General features: G+C 66.9%; 21 protein-coding genes. 6 read left to right on the plus strand and 15 right to left on the minus strand.

The features are described from left to right. Nucleotides 1-58: 58 nt before the first annotated feature. From GDN70_RS11865 to GDN70_RS11875, 3 genes are read left to right on the plus strand one after another with little or no spacing between them, the layout of a single operon-like run. On the plus strand, nucleotides 59-1,405 hold the full coding sequence (locus GDN70_RS11865) for a hypothetical protein (RefSeq protein ID WP_173015786.1): 1,347 nt from the start codon (nucleotides 59-61) through the stop codon (nucleotides 1,403-1,405). A gap of 12 nt (nucleotides 1,406-1,417) precedes the next feature. Next, the gene (locus GDN70_RS11870) at nucleotides 1,418-1,927 is read left to right on the plus strand and encodes a DUF2249 domain-containing protein (RefSeq protein WP_028143783.1); all 510 of its coding nucleotides are present in this window, start codon (nucleotides 1,418-1,420) and stop codon (nucleotides 1,925-1,927) included. Then, nucleotides 1,924-2,247 carry a metal-sulfur cluster assembly factor gene (locus tag GDN70_RS11875; protein ID WP_028143782.1) on the plus strand — a complete coding sequence of 108 codons (324 nt, stop codon included), beginning with the start codon at nucleotides 1,924-1,926 and terminating at the stop codon, nucleotides 2,245-2,247. The genes GDN70_RS11870 and GDN70_RS11875 overlap by 4 nt, the downstream gene beginning before the upstream one ends. A gap of 17 nt (nucleotides 2,248-2,264) precedes the next feature. Here GDN70_RS11875 and GDN70_RS11880 read toward each other — a convergent pair whose 3' ends face one another. Next, nucleotides 2,265-2,861, minus strand: a complete 597-nt coding sequence (locus GDN70_RS11880; protein ID WP_028143781.1) for a UbiX family flavin prenyltransferase — start codon at nucleotides 2,859-2,861, stop codon at nucleotides 2,265-2,267. Continuing rightward, nucleotides 2,858-4,381: a UbiD family decarboxylase gene (locus GDN70_RS11885; protein ID WP_028143780.1), complete on the minus strand. Its 1,524-nt coding sequence runs from the start codon at nucleotides 4,379-4,381 to the stop codon at nucleotides 2,858-2,860. Before GDN70_RS11885 ends, GDN70_RS11880 begins: the two co-directional genes overlap by 4 nt. 166 nt (nucleotides 4,382-4,547) lie before the next feature. Between GDN70_RS11885 and GDN70_RS11890 the strand changes: the two genes are divergently transcribed. The 3 genes from GDN70_RS11890 to GDN70_RS11900 are packed head-to-tail and all read left to right on the plus strand — an operon-like array spanning nucleotide 4,548 to nucleotide 6,964. Next, nucleotides 4,548-5,027: an SCP2 domain-containing protein gene (locus GDN70_RS11890; RefSeq protein ID WP_244429168.1), complete on the plus strand. Its 480-nt coding sequence runs from the start codon at nucleotides 4,548-4,550 to the stop codon at nucleotides 5,025-5,027. Next, a complete protein-coding gene (locus GDN70_RS11895; protein WP_028143778.1) occupies nucleotides 5,027-6,004 on the plus strand; it encodes a peptidase U32 family protein in 978 nt (325 codons plus the stop codon). The genes GDN70_RS11890 and GDN70_RS11895 overlap by 1 nt, the downstream gene beginning before the upstream one ends. A gap of 27 nt (nucleotides 6,005-6,031) precedes the next feature. Then, entirely contained in the window at nucleotides 6,032-6,964 is a 933-nt protein-coding gene (locus tag GDN70_RS11900) for a U32 family peptidase (protein ID WP_028143777.1), read from the plus strand. A 21-nt stretch (nucleotides 6,965-6,985) separates the two neighbouring features. Here GDN70_RS11900 and GDN70_RS11905 read toward each other — a convergent pair whose 3' ends face one another. From GDN70_RS11905 to GDN70_RS11965, 13 genes are read right to left on the minus strand one after another with little or no spacing between them, the layout of a single operon-like run. Then, on the minus strand, nucleotides 6,986-7,612 hold the full coding sequence (locus GDN70_RS11905; protein WP_038973245.1) for an FMN-dependent NADH-azoreductase: 627 nt from the start codon (nucleotides 7,610-7,612) through the stop codon (nucleotides 6,986-6,988). Between the two features lie 3 nt (nucleotides 7,613-7,615). Continuing rightward, a complete protein-coding gene (locus GDN70_RS11910; protein ID WP_028143775.1) occupies nucleotides 7,616-9,190 on the minus strand; it encodes an isochorismatase family protein in 1,575 nt (524 codons plus the stop codon). 21 nt (nucleotides 9,191-9,211) lie between these two features. Continuing rightward, nucleotides 9,212-10,060 (minus strand): N-acyl homoserine lactonase family protein, encoded by an 849-nt coding sequence (locus GDN70_RS11915; protein ID WP_028143774.1) that lies wholly within the window; start codon nucleotides 10,058-10,060, stop codon nucleotides 9,212-9,214. A 31-nt stretch (nucleotides 10,061-10,091) separates the two neighbouring features. Beyond that, the gene (locus tag GDN70_RS11920; protein WP_028143773.1) at nucleotides 10,092-10,976 is read right to left on the minus strand and encodes an amidohydrolase; all 885 of its coding nucleotides are present in this window, start codon (nucleotides 10,974-10,976) and stop codon (nucleotides 10,092-10,094) included. Beyond that, nucleotides 10,973-12,094 (minus strand): VWA domain-containing protein, encoded by a 1,122-nt coding sequence (locus tag GDN70_RS11925; protein ID WP_152102556.1) that lies wholly within the window; start codon nucleotides 12,092-12,094, stop codon nucleotides 10,973-10,975. The genes GDN70_RS11920 and GDN70_RS11925 overlap by 4 nt, the downstream gene beginning before the upstream one ends. After that, the gene (locus GDN70_RS11930; RefSeq protein WP_028143771.1) at nucleotides 12,091-12,972 is read right to left on the minus strand and encodes a MoxR family ATPase; all 882 of its coding nucleotides are present in this window, start codon (nucleotides 12,970-12,972) and stop codon (nucleotides 12,091-12,093) included. Before GDN70_RS11930 ends, GDN70_RS11925 begins: the two co-directional genes overlap by 4 nt. Nucleotides 12,973-12,982: 10 nt before the next feature. Further along, nucleotides 12,983-14,005, minus strand: a complete 1,023-nt coding sequence (locus tag GDN70_RS11935) for a xanthine dehydrogenase family protein molybdopterin-binding subunit (RefSeq protein WP_028143770.1) — start codon at nucleotides 14,003-14,005, stop codon at nucleotides 12,983-12,985. Nucleotide 14,006: 1 nt separating this feature from the next. Next, nucleotides 14,007-15,599, minus strand: a complete 1,593-nt coding sequence (locus tag GDN70_RS11940) for a xanthine dehydrogenase family protein molybdopterin-binding subunit (protein WP_038973243.1) — start codon at nucleotides 15,597-15,599, stop codon at nucleotides 14,007-14,009. Nucleotides 15,600-15,607: 8 nt separating this feature from the next. Beyond that, a complete protein-coding gene (locus GDN70_RS11945; RefSeq protein ID WP_038949659.1) occupies nucleotides 15,608-16,084 on the minus strand; it encodes a (2Fe-2S)-binding protein in 477 nt (158 codons plus the stop codon). 4 nt (nucleotides 16,085-16,088) lie between these two features. Then, nucleotides 16,089-16,907, minus strand: coding sequence for a xanthine dehydrogenase family protein subunit M (locus GDN70_RS11950; RefSeq protein WP_152102557.1), 819 nt, complete (start codon nucleotides 16,905-16,907; stop codon nucleotides 16,089-16,091). A 2-nt stretch (nucleotides 16,908-16,909) separates the two neighbouring features. Further along, nucleotides 16,910-17,353: an SRPBCC family protein gene (locus tag GDN70_RS11955; protein ID WP_038949657.1), complete on the minus strand. Its 444-nt coding sequence runs from the start codon at nucleotides 17,351-17,353 to the stop codon at nucleotides 16,910-16,912. A gap of 2 nt (nucleotides 17,354-17,355) precedes the next feature. Then, nucleotides 17,356-17,793 carry an SRPBCC family protein gene (locus tag GDN70_RS11960; protein ID WP_018318067.1) on the minus strand — a complete coding sequence of 146 codons (438 nt, stop codon included), beginning with the start codon at nucleotides 17,791-17,793 and terminating at the stop codon, nucleotides 17,356-17,358. 9 nt (nucleotides 17,794-17,802) lie between these two features. Beyond that, entirely contained in the window at nucleotides 17,803-20,718 is a 2,916-nt protein-coding gene (locus GDN70_RS11965; RefSeq protein WP_028143765.1) for a flotillin family protein, read from the minus strand. Nucleotides 20,719-20,743: the final 25 nt, after the last annotated feature.

Consider the following 20,743-nt stretch of genomic DNA (forward strand, 5'->3'; position numbering starts at 1 on the left):
GCTTACCTTTTCGGGTGCTGACACGGGGTTTCGTGTTGCACGCGATGGGAAGCAAGCCGTGATTGGAACCAGCCTCTGTAAATGGGCCATCAGCTACTTCGCGGTCGCAATCGTATGGCTGCTGCTCGCGGAAGTGCTTGTTGTCGCCGGGTTCGGCTTTCCGAACCACGACATCGGCGGGCCGGACACGCTCGTCATCGTGCACATGGTTAGCATTGGCTGGTTGAGCACGGTCCTGTGTGGCGCGCTGTTCCAGTTCGTGCCGGTGCTGGCCGCAAGGCCGCTCTATGCGGAGCGCGGGACACTGCCGGCTCTGGTGCTGCTGACGCTTGGGCTGACCATCCTGCTCGCGGGCTTCCTGACGCTTGGCGGGCACTTCAACGGGTCGCCCCGGCTGCTTCCGGTCGGCGCGAGCCTGCTGATTGCCGGCTTCGCGTTGGTCGTTGCCAATCTCGGCATGACGCTCTGGTCGGCCCGTCCGCTGCCGGGGCCGGCGCGCTTCGTCGCAGCCGGGCTGGGCTGCATCTGCGTCACGGCGGCATTCGGCGGCATGTTCTCTCTGGTGCTGTCCGGAACCGCTATCGGCGCGCAATGGCCGGACCTGCTGGTATCGGGCGTTCCGATCCACGCCATTGCCGGGATTGGTGGATGGCTGACCTTCACGGCCATGGGGGTCAGCTATCGCCTGCTGGCGATGTTCATGCTCGCGCCCGACAGCGACGCGCGGCTGGGCCGGCTGGCCTGGCTTGCCGGCATTGCCGCGCTGGCCGCCGGAGCTGTCGGCGGGGTGCTCGCACTCTGGCGTGCGACCGGGGTGAATTTGGCGCTTCTGCTGGCAGGAGCCGCGGCGCTGCTGTCGCTAATCGCCTACGGCCGCGATATGCTCGGCCTCTACAGAGCCCGCAAGCGTCGCGCGCTCGAGCTCAACACGCGCATGAGCCTCGTTGCGCTGGCGAGCCTCGTCGCAGTCGCAATCCTCGGCGCCGTGTTCCTTGCGACCGGTTCTCTCCAATCGCATGTCGGAGCGCTCGCGTTCCTGGTCGCGTTCGGCTGGCTCACTGGCCTCGTGCTCGCCAATCTCTACAAGATCGTCCCGTTCCTGACCTGGCTCGAGACCTACGGTCCGGTGATGGGCAGAGTGCCGACGCCCCGCGTGCAGGATCTCGTTGACGAGCGCCGCGCGTTGAAATGGTTCATGCTGTTCTTTGCCGGAAGCTGGGCGGCAACGTTGATGCTCCTGGTCGACGAGGCACCCGGTTTCCGCGTCGCCGTCGCGGTCGTGACGCTTGCGACGCTCGGCCTGGGCGAGGAGCTCATCAGGGCAAGGCGGCTTGCGGACGTGTCGGAGCCGCTGCGCCTGCCGACGGGAGCAGTCGTGCCCCATCTGTTGGTCTCGCGAAACTGAAAGGAGACTGCAATGACCCAATTCATCGACGTCGATGTCCGGCCGATCCTGCGTGCAGGCGGCGAGCCGTTCTCGATCATCATGGCCGCGCTCGCGCGGCTCGAGCCCGGGGAGGGGCTGCGGCTCTATGCCCCCTTCAAACCGGTTCCCCTGTTCGACGTCATGGCGAGCAAGGGCTTTGCGCATCGGGAGGCCGAGCTCGAAGGCGGCGAATGGGAGATCCGGTTTCTGCCGGACGACGGCTCGTCCGATGCGGCTGAACCGGCGCCCGCGGTGGCGAGTGGTGGCGATTGGCCGGAGCCCGTGGTTCATCTCGACAACCGCGACCTCGATCCACCGGAGCCGATGGTCCGGATTCTGGCTGCAATGGAGCGGCTCGCCCCCGGGCAGACCCTCTTCGCCTTGCTCAGTCGTGAACCGGTCTTCCTGTTTCGGGAACTGACCAAGCGCGGCCATCAATGGCGCGGCGGCTTCACACCGCAGAACGACACCTATCAACTGACCGTGAGGGTTTGCGCATGACGATCAACGACGACGATCTCGTGGCTCAGATAAGGCAGGCGCTGAAGGTCGTGATCGATCCGGAGCTCGGGCACAACATCGTCGACCTCGGCTTCGTCTATGACGTGTCGATCGACGACGGCGTCGCGCACATCACCATGACGGCGACGACACCAGGTTGTCCCGCCGCATCCTTTCTCAAGGAGGGCGTCGCCAACAGCGCGTGCCTGGTTCCTGGCGTGGAATCGGTCGACGTCACCATGACGTTCGAGCCGCCCTGGCAGCCCTGGATGATCTCGCCAGGCGTCAAGGCGTCGCTCGGTTTTGCTGAGGTGAACTGACCCGGCGAGGCGGCCGGCTAGACGCCTTCGCCGCCCGGGCCGGACCAGGTCCTTGCGGGTGCGCGAAGCTTTGTCAGGTCGAGCAGGTTGATCGCCCGGGCGGCGATCTGGTCGATCACCTCATCCAGCGACTGTGGTTTCAGATAGAAGGCCGGCATCGGCGGGGCGATGATCGCGCCGATCTCGGTAGCTTGCAGCATCGCTCTGAGATGGCCGAGATGCAGCGGGCTCTCGCGGACCAGCAACACCAGCCGGCGCCGTTCCTTGAGCTGCACATCGGCCGCGCGCGTCAGAAGGTTGTCGAGCTGCCCCCAGGCGATGGCCGAGAGCGTACGGATCGAGCACGGTGCCACGATCATGCCCGCGACCGGATACGAGCCGCTGGCGATCGCGGCGCCGATGTCGGAATGAAGATAGTGGCGGAAGGCGAGGGCGCGCAGCCGCGCGAGCGCATCGTGCCCGACTTCTTCGCTCAGCGTACGCTCAGCCGCGGGCGAAACCACGAGATGCACCGCGTAGTGTGGATTGTCGGCCAGCAGCTCGACGATGCGCAAGCCGATCGCGGCACCCGAGGCGCCGCTGATGCCGACGATGATGCCTTGCCGCCCGCTCATGTGAGGACCGGTGCCGGCATGCCGGACAGGCCGAGGTTCGCCCACATCGCATCGACACGCGCGACCACGGCGGGATCCATGGCCAGCGGAACGCCCCATTCCCGATCCGTCTCCGGCGGAATCTTCGTGGTGGCGTCGATGCCGAGCTTGCCGCCGAGCCCTGATTTCGGCGAAGCAAAGTCGAGATAGTCGATCGGCGTGTCGGTGAGCGTCACGAGATCGCGCGAGGAATCGCTGCGCGTCGAGACCGCCCACATCACGGCACGCCAGTCGCGGATGTCGATGTCGTCGTCGACCACGATCAGCAGCTTGGTGTAGCTGAACTGCGGAAGCATCGACCACAGGCCGAGCATCAGCCGCCGCGCCTGGCCGGGATAGCGCTTTTTAATGGCCGCAATCGCGATGCGGTAGGAGCAGGCCTCCGGCGGCAGCCAGCAGTCGGTCACCTCAGGGAATTGCTGCCGGATCAACGGCACGAACAGCTGGTTGAGCGCCTCGCCGATCCGCGACGGCTCGTCCGGCGGCCGGCCCGTGAAGGTCGAGAGGTAGATGGGCTGGCGCCGGCTCGTGATCGCGGTCACGCGCATCACGGGGAACTGTTCGACGGAATTATAATACCCGGTGTGATCGCCATAGGGTCCTTCGGGCGCGGTTTCGGTCGCGGAGACGAAGCCCTCGATGACGATTTCGGCCTCGGCCGGGATCGCGAGCGGGACGGTGAGGCATGGCGCGAGGTCAGGCCGCTCGCCGCGCAGGATGCCCGAGAAGCGCAGCTCGGACAGCGTCTCGGGCAGCGGCAGCACCGCGGCAAGGATCGTGGCCGGATCGGCGCCGATGACGATCGCGACCGGCATGTCGCGCCCGATCGCCTTCCATTGCTGGTGATGCCTGGCGCCGCCGCGATGCGCGAGCCAGCGGATGATGGCGCGGTCGCGGCCGAGCACCTGCATGCGGTAGACGCCGACATTCTCCTCCTGGTCCGCCGTCGCGGATTCCGGCGGCACGGTGATCACGAGTGGCCAGGTGATCAGCGGCGCCGGCTCGCCGGGCCAGCAGATCTGGACCGGCAATCTTGCAAGATCGACGTCGGGCCCCATCGCGACGCAGTCCTGCACCGGGGCCGCCGGGCGTGTGCGCGGGCGCGTCGCCAGCGCAGCGCGCGCAAGCGGGATCTTCTCGAAAGCATCCCTGATGCCGTGCGGTGGTCGCGGCGCGCGGAGCTCGGCCATCAGCGCGCCGAGCTCTCCGAGACGGTCGGGCGTGATGCCCATGCCCCACGCGATCCGCTCGACCGTTCCAAACAGGTTGGTGAGGAGCGGCATCTCCGACGCGTTGCCATCGGCCCTGACGGGCTGCTCGAACAATAATGCCGGTCCGTGTGCCTCAAGCACACGCCGGTGGATTTCCGTGATCTCGTGGACGACGGAGACCTTCTCGCGAATGCGTCGCAACTGCCCCCGGCTTTCGATGAAGCGCAGGAAGTCGGACAGGTCGCGAAAGCGCGGCACATCACGTTGCAACTGGACGAGCTCCCAAAAAATCAGAGCTAGCCGGGTTGTTTTCGGTCTTCATTGTTCCCGCTCAAATACAGCGGCGTGCAATCCGTCCAGATGTGGGGCCATGAATGATCCGTCCGCCGCATCGCCCGGCCCGTTGCCGACGATTCCGCCCCTTGTCGCATTGGCCATGCGTCCCCTGCCTCTGCTGCCGCTGCAGCTCGTTCTCGCCGGCGTCCTGCAGGGGATCCACCGGCGCAACCCCGCAATATTCGACCGGCTCGGTGATCACGCGCGCGCGCGGTTCGGTATCAAGCCGATCGATCTGCCGTTCGCCTTCGTGGTCGAGGCCAGGCCGCCGCGCCTGTCCGTGGTGCGCGACTTGCCGCGAGGTCTGGATGCGCGGATCTCAGCCTCGCTCGCCAATCTGCTGGCGCTGCTCGAAGGCAAGGTCGATGGCGATGCCCTGATGTTCTCGCGCGAGCTCGTGGTCGAGGGCGATGTCGAGGCAGTGCTGGCGCTGCGCAATGCGATCGACGACGCCCAGCTCGATCTGGCCGAAGAGCTGTCCTCGCTGTTTGGCCCGCTGGGCGCGCCAGCGAGGCGCGCCTTCGAAGCCGCCCGTGGCCGCGTGATCGGCTCCTCAGGCCATGGCGAGCAATCGAGATGATGGAGCTGATCTGTCCTGCCGGCACGCCGGCGGCGTTGAAGAGCGCCATCGATGCCGGCGCCGATGCGATCTATTGCGGCTTCAACGACGAGACCAATGCGCGCAATTTTCCGGGGCTGAACTTCAGCCGCGACGAGCTGCGCAAGGGGATCGCGCTGGCGCATGGCCGCGGCGCGAAGATCCTGGTGGCCATCAACACCTTTCCGCGCGCCTCCGCCGTCGACATCTGGCATCGCGCGGTGGACGATGCGGCGAGTGCGGGGGCCGATGCGCTGATCCTCGCGGATATCGGATTGATGGACTATGCGGCAAGGCGCCATCCCAACCAGCGTCTGCACGTCTCGGTTCAGGCTGCGGCCGCCAATCCCGATGCCATCGCCTTCTACGCCGAGACTTTCGGGGCGCGGCGCGTCGTGCTGCCGCGTGTCCTGAGCGTGCCTGAGATCGCCGAGATCACCCGGGAGTCGGCCTGCGAGACCGAGGTCTTCGTGTTCGGCGGCCTCTGCGTCATGGCCGAAGGGCGCTGCTCGCTGTCGTCCTATGCGACCGGCAAGTCGCCGAACATGCAGGGCGTCTGTTCGCCGCCGAGCCATGTGACCTACGAACAGACTGCGGAGGGGACGAAGTCCAGTCTCGGCGGCTTCGCCATCAACCGGTTCGCCGTGAGCGAGCCCGCGGGCTATCCGACGCTGTGCAAGGGCCGCTTCTCGACCTCCCAGGGCTCCGGCTATATTTTCGAGGACCCGGTCAGCCTGGACGCCACGGCGTTGCTTAAAGGCATGCGCGATGCCGGCGTGACCGCGCTCAAGATCGAGGGCCGCCAGCGCGGCCGTGCCTATGTCGAGAGCGTGGTGCGCCACTTCCGCCAGGCGCTCGCCGCGCTCGAGACCGGCAGCGAGGCCGACATCGCGAGCCTGAAGCCGTTCACCGAAGGTCAGGCCTCGACGGTTGGCGCCTATCGCAAGACCTGGCGCTAATCCGTTCGACGATGTGAGATCCGAAAGATGCAACTCAGCCTCGGTCCAGTTCTGTACAATTGGGCGCCGGAACGCTGGCGCGACTTCTATTTCCGGATCGCCGATGAAGCGCCGGTTGACGTCGTGTCCGTCGGCGAGATCGTCTGCTCGAAGCGCTCGCCGTTCTTCGCAGATCACATCCCGGCCGTGGTCGAACGGCTGCAAAGCGCCGGCAAGCAGGTGCTGCTGGGCTCGCTGATCCTGGTCTCGCTGCGGCGCGAGCGCCGCCAGACCGAGGAGCTCGCGGCGGTCGAGGGCGCCATGGTCGAGGTCAATGATCTGACCTGTCTCAGGGCGCTTGCGGGCCGGCCGCACGCCATCGGTCCGTTCGTCAACATCTACAACGAGGCGAGCGCGGATTTCCACGCGGCAAGCGGGGCGAGGCGCATCTGCCTGCCGCCGGAATTGCCGCTGGCCTCGGTGGCGACGATCGCGAGGGCTGTTCCCGATGCCACGATCGAAGTGTTAGCGTTTGGCCGGGTGCCGCTGGCCATCTCCGCGCGATGCTACCATGCGCGACTTCACAAGCTCGCCAAGGACAATTGCCGCTTCGTCTGCGAGAAGGACCCGGATGGTCTTCTCCTCAACACGCTGGAGCAGCAAGACTTCCTGACCATCAACGGCGTGCAGACGCTGTCGCACACCTGTGCCAATCTGCTGGGTGAGGCCGGCCTCTTGCACGAGAGCAACGTCGGATCACTGCGCCTGTCGCCGCAGGATTGTGACATGGTCGTCGTCGCCAGGACCTTTCGCGACGTGCTGGACGGTCGCGACGATGTCGAGGGTGGAAATCGCCGGCTTGCCGCGGCCTATCCGGGCGTGCCGTTCTCGAATGGCTTCCTGTGGGCCGAGCCGGGGCACGTCTACCGTCAGGCCCGATCAGGGGATGCGCAAGGCGCGGCGCAGATCGGGACTCGCTAAACGGGGCGACGCTCCGAGCGCTCAGAAAGTCGCGGCCATTGCGGCCAGCCGTCGATGGGCCCTGTCCCGCGCGGCCTCGATCGGCTGTTGCGGTCCCGTGGTTGGCCCGATCGGCACGAAACGGACATTGTCGATACCGATGAAGCGCAGGATGTCGCGCAGGTAAGGCGTTGCCATGTCGATGCGGCCGCGGTTCATGCCGGTGGCGAAGTCGCTGCCACTGGCGAGAATCACCAGCGTCGGCCGGTCCTTGAGCAGTGGGAGATAGCCCTGTGACGGGTCGAACCGGAACGTCAGCCCGGGCTGGACGATGATGTCGAACCACTGCTTGAGCTTGTAGGGAATGCTGAAGTTCCACATCGGCGTCGAGATCAGCACGCGATCGGCCAACGAAAACCGCAGCGCCATTCGCTCGGCCTCGGCAAAGCTGTCGCGTTGCGTGTCGTTGAAGGCTTGCCCGTTCATCCGAGCATATTTGGCCTCGGCGATGGGGCCTGAGAATTCCGGCATCCGCTCCCGCCAAAGGTCCACGACATCGAGGTCCCAGTCCGGCCGGGCCTGGCGAAAGCCGTCAAGAAAGACGCGCGCGCCGGCACTCGACTCGGAGTCAGGGCGCGGCGAGCAGGAGAGGTGCAAAATCTTTGCCACCGCTCATCCCAACGCCCTGATGACGGCATCCGCCCTCGTGACGATCGCCACGTTCTGCATGGCAAAATTAATCGACGCATTGTGCCAATCGGCGTTCATGGTCGAGCAGCAATCTTCGGGAACGATCATGAAGTAGCCCTTGTCTGCCCCGGTGCGGGCGGTGTGCTCGACCGACATGTTGGTCCAGGCACCGGTGTTGATGATCATGTCGCGCCCGGTCGCCTTGAGGATTGTCTCCAGCCGCGTGCCCTCCCACGCGCTCATCCGCATCTTCTCGACGACGAAATCGCCGGGCCGGGGCTCGAGGCCGGAGACGGGCGCCGCGCCCCAGCTTCCACGCACCATCGCCTTGCTGTCGACGAGGCCTTCGAACAGCGGTGCGTTCAGCGTGACACCCGGCGCACCCGGCTCGACGACGAACCAGACGTGGATGATGGCGACGCCGCGGGCCCGAGCGGTCTCCGCGAGACGGCGGACATTCTCGACGACATGCTGCTGTTTCGCATGACCGGGAGCGCCGGACTCGGCGAACGCGCCGCCGTCCACGATGACGTCGTTCTGCAAATCCTGGATGATCATCGCGCAGCGCTGCGGATCAAGCCGCATGTCGCCGTCAGCGAGGATAGGCGCCGCCGGCGAGGCGCTTGCCGCCTGGCCGCCGCCGCTTCGCCGGCCACTCATATAAGGCTCATGCCGCGGACCGACCTTGGTCGGGATCGCATAGACCGAGTGCGTCGCGGTCAGATACAGCGTGCGGAAATCCGGCCCGCCCCAGGCGAGGTTGGCGACCATCTCGGGCACACGGACCTTGCCGAGCAGCTCGCCGCGCGGCGAATAGACCCAGACGCCGCCGGGCGCGGTGACCCAGACATTGCCGTGCTGATCGCACTTCATGCCGTCGGGCAGGCCGGCTTCGAGCTCGGAGCGGATGCCGCTTGCGAACACCCGCGCATTCGACAGCGAGCCGTCGGCGTTGACGTCGAAGACGCGGATCAGCGCCTGCACGGTGTCGTTGACATAGAGCAGCTTCTCGTCCGGCGAGAAGCACAGGCCGTTCGGCTGGTCGAACAGATTGCGCTCGACCACGAGCTTCGGTTCGCCGCCGGGCACGAGGCGATAGACGCCCTGGAAGCCGAGCTGGCGCGGCCGCTCCACGCCATAGACCGGCATGCGGCCGTACCAGGGGTCCGAGAAATAGATCGCGCCGGAGGAGTGCACGCAGACGTCGTTCGGGCTGTTCAGCTCCTGGCCCTGGAAGTGCGAAGCCAGCACCTCGCGCCGCCCGTCCGGCCGTTCGCGGACTAGCTGCGATGTCGCGTGCTCGCAGACGATCAGATTGAGCTCGGCATCATAGGTCATGCCGTTGCACTTGTTCGAGGGACGCTTGACCTCGGCCACGCCGCGCCGCGCATCCCAGCGCCGGCGCACGTCACCCGGCATGTCCGAGAACAGCAGATAGTGATCGACCGGATGCCAGATCGGTCCCTCCGTGAAGTCAAAGCCGGTGCCGACCTGCGCGACCGGCGCATAGGGGTCGATCAAAGTTTCGAATTCGCTTCGCAAGGTGACGTGCGTCATCGGTCGATCCCCAAGATCATCTCAAGCCGGGAACCAGTTGCGTGCGGGCAAGGACTGCACGATCGGTCCGGGGACCTGATCGTGCAGGCGCCCGACGACGTTGCCGCCTTCGATCTTGGCCGGGCGGTCGTGCACCGGCAGCAGATAGCGCGAATTGCTCAGCAGCTTCTTGATCGAGGCTTTCTCGGCACGCTTGCTGGTGCCATGATTGCCCGTCGTGCGCGGCTCCCAATCGTGGATCTCGTTGAAGGGCGTCACGATCTGGTCGTTGAAATCGTAGATCACGTCGCCGCAGATGGTCGCAATCCCGTCGGCCGTCTCGACGATGACGTTCATCGAGCCCTCCGTATGCGCATTGGCCGCGTCGCAATAGACGCCGGGCATCAGCTCGACCGGGCCGGTGATCTCGAGGTCGAGGAAGCGCAGCGCGCTCTTGGTGTGCAGCCGGTCGATCAGGTGCTTGATGTCGGGCGCCGGATATTGCGGATGCATCAGGCCGGAGACGGAATACTCGAGTTCCTTGCGGTTGAGCACGACGGTCGTGTTCATCGGGAACAGATCGTCCTTGCCGGCGTGGTCGATGTGCAGATGGGTGTGGCACACGAAGCGGACGTCGCCCATGCGCACGCCGTGGCGCGCGAGCTGGTTCTCGATCATGTTCTCGTGGTACTGCAAGCCCCGCATGCCCAGCGTCTCCATGATCTGGTTGGAGCGGTAGCCGGTGTCGACCACGACCGGATATTTCCCCCCGAGGATCAGGAAACCGAGGGTGAGGACGCGGCGGGTGCGACCGCAGTCGCGGCCGAGAACCAGAAAGCTCGATTCCAGCTCGATATCGCCATAGTCCAGGATCTTGATCTCCAGCGCCATTCGTTGCCCTCCCTCATCTGTTTCTTGTCTGTCAAAGCCGGTAGACGCGCCTCGCCGTCGTCTTGAAGATAGCGTCCTGCTGCTCCGCGCTGAACGGCGCGGCGGCCGTGCGAAAGGCGCCGACGAGCTCGCGATAGCTGGTCCACAATTTCTCGATGGGGAAATTGGAGCCGAACAGGCAGCGCTCGGCGCCGAAGATCGCGACGGTGTCGATGAGAACGGCGGCGATGTGCGCGGGATCGTTGCGATGGATGAAGGTGCCGAGCCCGGAGAGCTTTGAGACCACGTTCGCGCAGGCCGCGAGCCGGGCCATGCCGCTGCGCCAGGCGGCGCGGCCACCAGGAGAGAGATCCTCCAGCATGCCGGCATGCTGGAGGATGAAGGTCACGTCGGGGCAGGCTTCGGCCAGCGCTGCGGCATCCGGCATCTGCGGGGTGAACACCTGCAGGTCGAAGCTCCAACCATAGTCGGCGAGGCGCGCGACGTTGCGGCTGATCATCGGATCGGTGCAGAGATCCGGGCGGGCGGCAAAGCGATAGAGCGGGTTCTCGTGCCAGTGCAGCTGCATGCGCACGCCGCGCACCAGCTTGTAGCGCTTCAGGCGATCGAGCTGCGGACGCACGTCGTCCACGGCGAAATTGGCATAGGCGACGATCGCGTGCGGCCAGCCGTGTTCGTCCGCAGTCTGCTGCACCCACGCGGCCTCGTCCTCGAAGCGGTCGTTGGCCCAGTTGGTTTGCACATAGACCGAACGCGTGACGCCGGTATCCTTGAGGTCGTCGAGATATTCCTGGATCGGATAGTCGCGCCGGATCGGCTCATAGGGTCCGAAGATGCGCGGCTGCATGGGGCCGGTCAGCCAGGGCAGGTCGGCCTGCCGCCAGATGTGATGATGGCCGTCGACAATGTCGGTCACGCCGCTCTCCTTCGTCCCAGCGCCAGAATATGCGCGACGATCGACGCGCTCGAATCGCCATCCACGAGGTCATCGACGAAGCGCTCGATGGCGATGAGCGCCTCGGTCTGCGGGTGGAAGCCGGGGCTTGTCGCCAGCGGCGTCAGCCAGCTCAGGCGCCAGGCCCGCCGCGACAATTTCGCGACGGCGTCGCGAAGCGCATCGGTCTCCCCACGCTCGAGTCCATCGGAGACGATGACTACGGCGGCGCCGCGCGCATAGCCGCCGAAGCGGGGCACGGCGAGGAAGGCCTGGAGTGCGTCGCCGATGCGGGTGCCGCCGTCCCAATCGCTGACCAGATGCGCGGCGGCGTTCATGGCCTGCTCGCGGCGCTTCAGTCGCAGCGGGCGGGTGATGCGGGTCAGCCGCGTGCCGAAGGTGAAGACCTCGACACTGGGCGCGGCCTGCACCAGCGCATGCGCGAGCTTCATGTTCTCCTCGGTGCGGCCCTTCATCGAGCCGGAGACGTCGATCAGCAGGAGCATCTTGCGCGGACGCTGGCGCCGCTTCATGTGACCGAGCCGCAGAATCTCGCCGTCGCTGCGGACACTGTCGCGCAAGGTGCGGCGGAGATCGGCAAACGGTCCGCGGCGGGCGCGCATGCGGCGATGGCCGCGCCGTCGCGGCAGGCGCCGCGGTGCCTCCCGCGCCAGGCGGCGCAATGCGTCCGTGCTCGAGGCCGCCCTAAAGCGGCGCTCGACCAGCGCCTCGCTTCGGGTCGCGGTGAGGCCGGACTCATTGGCCTCGTCGGAGAGCAGGGGGGCCTCGTCGCCGCGGCCCTCTTCCTGGAGGCGGACTGTCTCGTCGTCCTCGTCCTCGTCGGCTCGCGCGATGGCCTCGCTGCCGCGGAAGTGGAGATCGAACAGCCGGTCGAAGGTCGCACGGCGCTCGGGCGGCGGCGCCAGCGTCGCGAGGGCGGCTTGCCTGACGTGCTCGATGTCGCGCGGGCCGAGCAGCTCGATCGCGGCGAGGAACGTGGTGGTTTGCTCCGGTGCGACGGCAAAGCCGTTCGCGCGCAGCAGCGGGACGAAGGCGACGAAGATGCGCGCGGCGCGCGGGAGCTGCGGTTCGGCGCTCATGCGGTCGCCTCCGCGAGCATGGCGTCGAGCCGCGGCGAGATGAAATGCAGATCCTCTTCGTCCTTCAGCGCCACGCCGATCGAGCGCTTGAACGCATCCGGCCAGCGGGCGCCGCCCTTGTGCAGCAGCGTCGCGGCCTCGGCCCAGTCGACGGCCTCGGCAATGCCGGGCGCCTTGCTCAGCGGCTCGCGCCGCAGCCTCTCCACGGCTGCGACGACGGCGCGGGCCGTGGCCTCGGCGACGCTGGAGGCGCGCATCATGATGATCCGCGCCTCGCGCTCCGCGGTCGGATAGTCGATCCAGTGATAGACGCAGCGGCGGCGCAAGGCCTCGTGCAGATCGCGCGTCCGGTTCGACGTCAGAACGACCACGGGGCGCTCCGCCGCGCGAACCGTGCCGCGCTCGGGAATCGAGATCTGGAAGTCGGAGAGGAATTCGAGCAGAAACGCCTCGAACTCCTGGTCGGCGCGGTCGATTTCGTCGATCAGCAGCACGGTGGAATCGGGCGCGCGGAGCGCGGCCAGCATGGGACGCTCGATCAGGAAGGTCTCGCCATAGATGTCGATGCTCTCGTCGCCGGCCTGGCGGATCGCCAGCATCTGGCGCGGGTAGTTCCACTCATAGAGTGCGGCAGAGGCGTCGATGCCCTCGTAGCATTGCAGGCGGATCAGGCGGCGGCCGAGCACGGCAGCGATTGCTTTTGCCGCCTCCGTCTTGCCGACGCCTGGCGCGCCTTCCAGCAGCAACGGCTTGCCGAGCGCGAGGCCGAGATAGGCGGCGGTCGCGAGACCCTCGTCGGCGAGATAATAGGCCGCGCGCAGCGCCTTCTCCAGCGCCTCGGGGCTGTCGATGCCGACGATGTTGCTGCGAACCGCCACGGCCGTTCCTCTAGCGCCGTGCCTGCGGCCGCGCGCCGCCCTGGGCCTTGATCGCGCGCAGCACCTTTTCAGGCGTGATCGGCAGGTCGTCGATGCGCACGCCGACGGCATTGAAGATCGCATTGGCGACGGCCGGCAGCACCGGGTTGGCGCACATCTCGCCGGGGCCCTTGGCACCAAAGGGGCCATCGGGAGCGGGACGTTCCAGCACCGCGATATCGTGCGGGCAGATGTCGCCGGGGCCGGGCATCAGATATTCGACGAAGTCGCGGGGGCCGTGAATGGGATCGGGATAATAGGGCTCCGGGGTCTCATAGAGCGCGTGGCTGACGCCCATCCAGGCACCGCCGACCAGTTGCTGCTCGACCAGACGCGGGTTCAGCGCGCGACCGAGCTCATAGGCGGAATCCATCCGGACCATCGCGACATCGCCGGTCTCGTCGTCGACCTCGACCTCGGCGACGAGGCAGGCATGGGCGTAGCAGGTCGCCGGCGACATCTCGCCGGTCTCCGGATCGACGTTGGAAAGGGGAACCAGAAAGATGCCGCGGCCCGAAATGGTCTTGCCCTGCTTGAACTGCGCGGCAATCGCGACGTCCTTGGTCGAGATCGAACGGTGCGGCGCGCCCTTGACGTGAATATTGCCGCGGCCGTCGGTGTCGAGATCGGCGGCATTGACCTCGAGCTCTTCAGCCGCCGCTTCCATCATCACGCCGCGGGCCTCGCGCGCCGCGGCCATCACGGCATTGCCGACCCGATGGGTGCCGCGCGAGGCGAACGAGCCCATGCAGTGCGGGCCGGTGTCGGAATCCGCCGTGTCGACATAGACGTCCTCGACCGGCACGCCCAGCGTCTCGGCGCAGATCTGCCGCGTCACCGATTTCATGCCCTGGCCGAGGTCGATCGACGACAGCGCCACCGTGAACTTGCCGCTGGGATTGGAGTGAACCAGTGCCTGGCTCGGGTCGCCGCCAAGGTTCATGCCGATGGGGTAGTTGATCGACGCCATGCCGCGTCCGCGATGCCTGGTCATGTCAGCGTCTCCTGGTGCCGAACACCGACGAGAACCGCGTCGCGCCGTGCGATGGTGCGGCCGGGCGTGGTGGGGGAGGCGGCGGTGCCGGCGGGGGTGGATCGCGCGGCGGCTCCCGTGTCGTGGTTACGGGTGCACGGTCGTAGCTCGTGCGCTGCTGTGCAGACGCAGCCGGACGTGCGCGGGACTCCGTTGCGGTCGGCGGGATCACCGCGCGGCTGCCGCCGCCGTCCTTGCGCGAGGAGGCGCGCTTGAACTCGTCGCGGATCGGCCATTTGGCCTTCTCGGCCGCGACCTGAACGCATTCGATCAGCGCGGTGTTCTTGGCCTCGCGCCGGTGCGCCTTCATGTCGCCGTCGCGATAGGCGTTCAGAATGCGAAACTCCATCGGGTCCATGCCGACGAGGTTTGCGAGCTTGTCCATCTGGCATTCGATCGCGAAGTCCATCGCGGTGACGCCGAAGCCGCGCATGGCGGTCGCGGGCGTGCGATTGGTGAAGACGCAATAGACGTCGCCATAGACGTTCGGGATGGTGTAGGGGCCTGGAAGATGGGCGGCGCACTTCACTGCGGCGTAGCTGGAGAGTCGCGTATAGGCGCCGCTGTCGAAAAAAGCGCGGATCTTGCGCGCGACGATGCGGCCGTCGCGCATCACGCCGTCCTTGATGTAGATGCGTTCGGCGCCGCGCGGCGGGCCGTACTGCATCTCCTCCTCGCGCCCGAACACGTAGCGGACGGGGCGTCCGGTCAGCATCGCGCCGAGGATCGCAAGTGGCTCGGTCAACGTGTCCACCTTGCCGCCGAAGCCGCCGCCAACGGTGCCGCCGATGAAGTGGAACGTATTGGAAGGCACGTCCAGAATCTTGGCGCAGGTGTCGACGGAGAAGAACAGCGCCTGGGTCGAGGTGTAGACGACGTAACGGCCGTTGGTGTCGGGTGCCGCAATGGCGCCGTTGGTCTCGGTCGGCGCGTGCTCGATCGGGGACATCTGGTAGCGCTGCTCCAGCACGTGGTCGGCGCTGGCGAGCGCCGCGTCCGCATCGCCGAAGCGCAGGCGCTGGTGATCGTAGACGTCGTGATAGATGAAGGCGTTCTTCGGATAGGTCTCGTTGACCACGGGCGCGCCGGGCTTCAGCGCGTCCTCGACATCGAACACAGTCGGGAGCGGCTCGTAGTCGACCTTGACCCTCGCGATGGCCTCGAACGCTTCGCGCTCGCTGTCGGCGACGATGGCGAGGATCGGCTCGCCCTTGTAGCGGACCTTGTCGACCGCCAGCGACGGCTCGTCATCCTTGCCGAAGTTGATCAGGCTGAGCAGCGTGTTGAGATTGACCGGCACGTCGGTGCCACGGATGATCCGGCGAACGCCGGCCGAACGTTCGGCCTCGGTGGTATCGATGCGACGGATCCTTGCATGGGCCTGGGTCGAGCGTACGACCTTCAGGTGCAGCATGCCTTGCAGCTTGTGATCGTTGAAGTAGCTCGACGTGCCCGTGACATGGCCGAGCATGTCCTGGCGCTGGGTGCCCTTGCCGATTTCCTTGAGGTTATCGTCGCGCTCGTCGGCGAAAATGTCCTTGCGCAGTTCCAGCATGGTTGACCTCAGGCGCTGACCCGGCCGCTCGCTGCGGCCAGGATGGCATTGATGATCGGCTCGTAGCCGGTGCAGCGGCAGATGTTGCCGGAGATGGCTTCAATGACCTCGTCGCGGCTCGGCGAGGGATTGCGGTCGAGCAGCGCCTTGGCGGCCATCAGCATGCCCGGCGTGCAATAGCCGCACTGGGCCGCGAAATGGTCCGCGAAGGCGCGCTGCAGCGGGTGCAGGTTCGGGCCCTGCTTCATGCCGTCGAGCGTCTCGATGGAACGGCCGGCCACCGTCTCCGCCAGCGTCAGGCAGGAGAGATGAAGCTCGCCGTCAACAAGCACACTGCACGTGCCGCAGCCGCCCTGGCCGCAGCCGAATTTCGGCGTCATGTCGCCGATCAGCTCGCGCAGCGCCACCAGCAGATTGGTGCCGCCGTCGACGAAGATCGCGACATCGCGGCCGTTGTGACGAAATTGCAGGGGTATCTTGGACATGGCTCTATTCCTGGCCTGACAGCAGGCGCCGCAGATGGACGCCGACGATCTCGCGGCGATACCACGCGCTGCCGAGCGCGTTGTCGGATGGCGATGTTCCCTCGGTCGCCGCCGATGCGGCGGCCGCGATGGTTGCAGCGTCCAGCGAGCGGCCCTCCAGCGCGCGCTCGGCGGCACGGGCGCGGATCTGGGTCGGCGCCATCGATCCCAGCGCGATCCGTGCGCCCGCGATCCGGCCGCCGCTGATCGGCAGATGCGCGGCAAGCGTGACGACCGAGCCGCCCTTCGGCTTGATGCGGGCGATCTTGCGATAGCGGAACGCGTCGCTGCTCGCCGGCCGGGTGCAGGAGACCGACAGCACCAGGGTTCCGGCCTGACGTTCGCGCGCCTGCAAGAACTCCTCGATCGGGATGTCGCGGGCACCAAAGCCGCCCGCGACGGCGACGGTCGCATCGAGCGCCAGCAGCGCCACGGTGAAATCGCCGTAGGGAGCTTTGGCAAAAAGATTGCCGCCGACCGTGCCCATGTTGCGCACGGCGGGACCGCCGATCGAGCGGGCGGGCGCGTGCAGGAAGGCGAGGTCCCCCTCAGCAAGGATGCGCGCGAAGGTGACGCCGGCGCCGAGCGTGATGCGCGGTCCCGAGGCGTCGATCCGGGTCAGCGCCTGATCGTTGGCGCGGACCACGATCGAGATCGCGACATCGCCCTCGTTCAATGCCCGCATCACCAGCGTGCCGCCGCCGAGATAGCGCGCGCTGCGGTCCGAGGACAATGCCCCCGCCGCCTCGCTGGCGCTTGCAAACGTCTTCACTGTCACGGCCATGACTATGCGGCCTCCCTCAGATGCCGGCGGATTGCCTCGAATCCAGCCTGGTAAATGTCTTCCGCGACCATGTGGGTGATGCGGTCCCGATCTTCCGGCTTGGTGGTGAAACGGGATTCCCAGTGCCAGAAGGTGCGGTCGCCGTCGGTGACCGGCAGCAGCCTGACATGGGCGACGTAGTTGAACATCGGCACCGGCGTGTCGAGCAGGCAATAGCTGAAGGACTGCTCCAGGTCCGACAGCGCCAGCAATTGCTCGCGCAGCTCGGAGCCGTCGTTGAGCTTGAACCGCCTGATGCAGCCGATCCTGTCGGAGGACTGCGCGCGTTCGATCGACGAGGTCGCGACAACCGGATGCCAGCGATCGTGCCCGTTGAAATCGCGCAGCACGGTCCACACCGTATCGGTCGGTGCGTCCAGGATCGTGCTCTTGACGACATGCGGCACGGTCAGCCTCCGAACACGCGCTTGAGCGCATCAAATCCGCCCTGGAACACGCCGCCGCCGATATTGCTGACGAGCTCGGTCTCCCGCTCCGGCGCGCAGTCGAATTCGGCGGTCCATTCCATGAAGGTCTGGTCGCCGTCGGTGACGGGGGTGAGCCGCAGGGTTGCGACATAGTTCTCGACACCCATCGGCGATTCCAGGATCGAATAGGTGCAGAACATGTCGTAGTCGGAGAGGCCGAGCAGCTTCTCGCGGATGCGGTCGCCGTTGCGCAGGCGAAAATCTCGCACACAACCGATCTTGTCGGCGGGCTCGCCGCCCTCGATGCGGCTTTCGGCGATCGCCGGATGCCAGTTCGGCAAGCCATTGAAATCGCGCACCCGCGCCCAGACGCGGTCGTTGCGGGCATTGACGACGGTGGAGACGTAGACGCGAGCCATGGCGCGACCTCAGCTCTTCTTCCGCGGCCCGCGCTCGGCCGGCGGTTCCCCACCTTCGGCCGAGGGGGCCGGCGAGGCCGCCGGCTTGTCGCCGCCACCTCCGCCTCCGCCGCTCTTGCGCGCGGACTCCTTGATCCCCTGCATGTCACGGGCTTCGCGGATCAGGCCCGGCATTTTGGAGAGACTGCCGCCTTCGACGCCGATGTCCGACAGGATCGAGTCGATTAGCGGCGCCTGGACGCGATAGCGCAGGGCGGAGTCGATGACTTCGTCGGTGGCGCTGCGGCCGCCATTGCCGCCGTGGCCGTTGCCGTTGAGGCCGTCGACCTGGAGGATGCGGATGCCCTCGATCTTCTCCATCGGCTTGACGCTCTCGCGGACGATGCCCTCGATCCGGTCGAGCAGCTTGCGGCGGAACAGCGAGTAGCGCGCCTGATCGGTCAGCACGTTCTCGGCCTCGTTCAGCATCCGCTGCGCTTCGGCCTCGACGGCGGCGCGCACGCGCTCGGCTTCCGCGGCGATCCGGGTCTCCTCGGCCTGTTTCTCGGCGAGCAGCACCTCGACCGTCTTGCGCCGCTTGGCGATCTCGCTCTCGCGCGCGGTAATGACGCGCTCGGTGGCTTCGGTCGCGCGCATCCGCGCTTCCTCGGCCGACGCCTTGGCGGCGGACTCTTCGAGAGACTTCAGATGGATGGCGATGGCCTTCTCCATCAGGACGGTCTCGACCTCCTTCTCGCGGTTGACCTCGAGCTTGCGCAGCTCGCGCTCGCGGCCGACGCGGGCTTCGTCGAGGCCGCGGTCGGATGCGATGCGCGCGCGCTCGACCTCCTCGCGAGAGGCGATCTCGGCCTCCTGCAGCGACTGCACCCGGGCGACTTCGAGCTGCTCGATCGAGCGCCGCCGCTCGATCCGGGCCGCTTCCAGCGCCTGCTCGCGCGACACGTCCGTGGTCTCGACCTCCTTGCGCGCGACGATCTCGGCCTGCCGGACCTGGCGATCGGCATCGATCCGCTCGGACTTCTTGGTCGACAGTGCGATGACGCGGTCCTCGTCGGCGATCTCGATCGCCTTCTTCTGCTCGATGTTGAGCACCTCGCGCTTCTTGGAGGAATTGATGCGCTCGGCCTCGAGCGCCAGATCGACCGTGATGCGCTGACGCTCGATGGCGTCGCGCCGCTTCAGCTCGGCCGCCTCCAGCACGCCGGTGCGCTCGATCTCGAGCGAACGCGTATCGCGCTCGGCCTGGATGCGCTCGGCCGCGACCGCCTTCTCCTGGGCGATGCGGGCCGCCTCGATCGCCTCGCGCGAGGCGATGTCGGCCTCCTCGACGGCGCGGTTGCGGGCGATCTCCAGCGAGCGCACGCGCTCCTCCTGGGCGATCCGGCTGGCCTCGGTGGTCTCGCGCGCCGCAATGCCGGCGACGTCGAGTGCCTGGTTGCGCTCGATCTCCAGCTGCCGCGTGTTCTGCTCGGCGGCGATGCGCTCGGCGGCGAGCGTCCGCTCGCGGGCGATGCGGGCGGCCTCGACCGCGCGCTGCGCCTCGATCTCGGCCTCCTGGATGGTGCGAACCTGCTGGATCTCCAGCGCGCGGGTGCGCTCGTCCGAGGAGATGCGCTCGACATTGACGATCAGCGTCTGGGCGATGCGGGCCTTCTCGGTGGCCTCACGGGCGGCGATCTCGGCCTCGTCGACCGCGCGGGTGCGCTCGATCTCGCGGCGGCGCGTTTCCTCCTCGTTGGCGATGCGGGCATCGGTGACGACGCGGTCCTGCTGGATCCGCGCCTTCTCGATGGCTTCGCGCGCCGCGATCTCGGCTTCCTCGACCGTGCGCATCCGCTCGATCTCGCGCTGGCGCACCTCGCGCTCGGATGCGATCCGCGTGGTGTCGATCGAGCGCTGGTTGGCGATCCTCGTCTTCTCGATCTCCTCGCGTGCCAGCAGCTCCTTTTCCTCGATGGTGCGGGTCCGCTCGATCTCCTTCTGGCGGGTTTCGCGCTCGGAGGCGATGCGGGCTTCCGCAATCGCCTGGTCGTTGGCGATGCGGGCGCGCTCGATGGCTTCGCGCGCGGAGATCTGCGCCTGCTCGGCCTCGGTTTCGCGCAGCGCCCGTTCGCGGGCGACTTCCGTGCGCTGAAGCGCGCGGCGCATCTCGATGTCGCGTTCCTGCTCCAGCCGCGCGGTCTCGCTCTCGCGCTCGATCTCCAGCGCCTGCCGCTCGGCCTCCAGGTTGCGGGCGCGGATCTTGATCATCGAGTCCTGCTCGATGTCGTTGCGCAGCTTCCGCTTGGCCTCGATGTCCTGCATCAGCTGGGTCAGGCCTTCGGCGTCGAACCGGTTCGAGGGGTTGAAGAATTCGAGATCGGTCTGGTCGAGATCGGTGATGGCGACCGACTCCAGCTCGAGGCCGTTCTGAGCGAGGGCCTCCGCCGCGTTGGCCTTGACGCGGGCGACATACTCGCCGCGCTGCTCGTGCATCTGCTCGAGGGTCATTTCGGAGGCGATTGAACGGATCGCCGAGATGAACTTGCCGGCGAGGAGGGCATGCAGTTGCCCCGGCTCCATGGTGCGGCGGCCGAGGGTGGCGGCCGCGATGGACACCGCTTCGCGGGTCGCCTGGACGCGGACGTAGAAATCGGCCTCGATGTCGACGCGCATGCGGTCGCGGGTGATGACGGCGTCCTGCCGGGAGCGCACGATGCCCATCGGCAGCACGTTCATGTTGACCGGCGTGTAATCGTGGATGAACGGCAGCACGAACGCGCCGCCATTGATCACCACGCGCTCGCCGAGGAAACCGGTCCGGACGAACGATGTCTCCTTGGAGGAGCGGTGATAGAGCCAGTTCACGATATAGACGCCGACCACGATCACGACGATCGCGACGATCAGCCAGAGGATCAATTCACCGACGAGCATCCCCGACATCTTTTCCTCCCTCGAACCTTCAGGC

The sequence above is a fragment of the Bradyrhizobium sp. TM102 genome, assembly GCF_009176685.1.
Lineage (GTDB): Bacteria > Pseudomonadota > Alphaproteobacteria > Rhizobiales > Xanthobacteraceae > Bradyrhizobium > Bradyrhizobium ottawaense.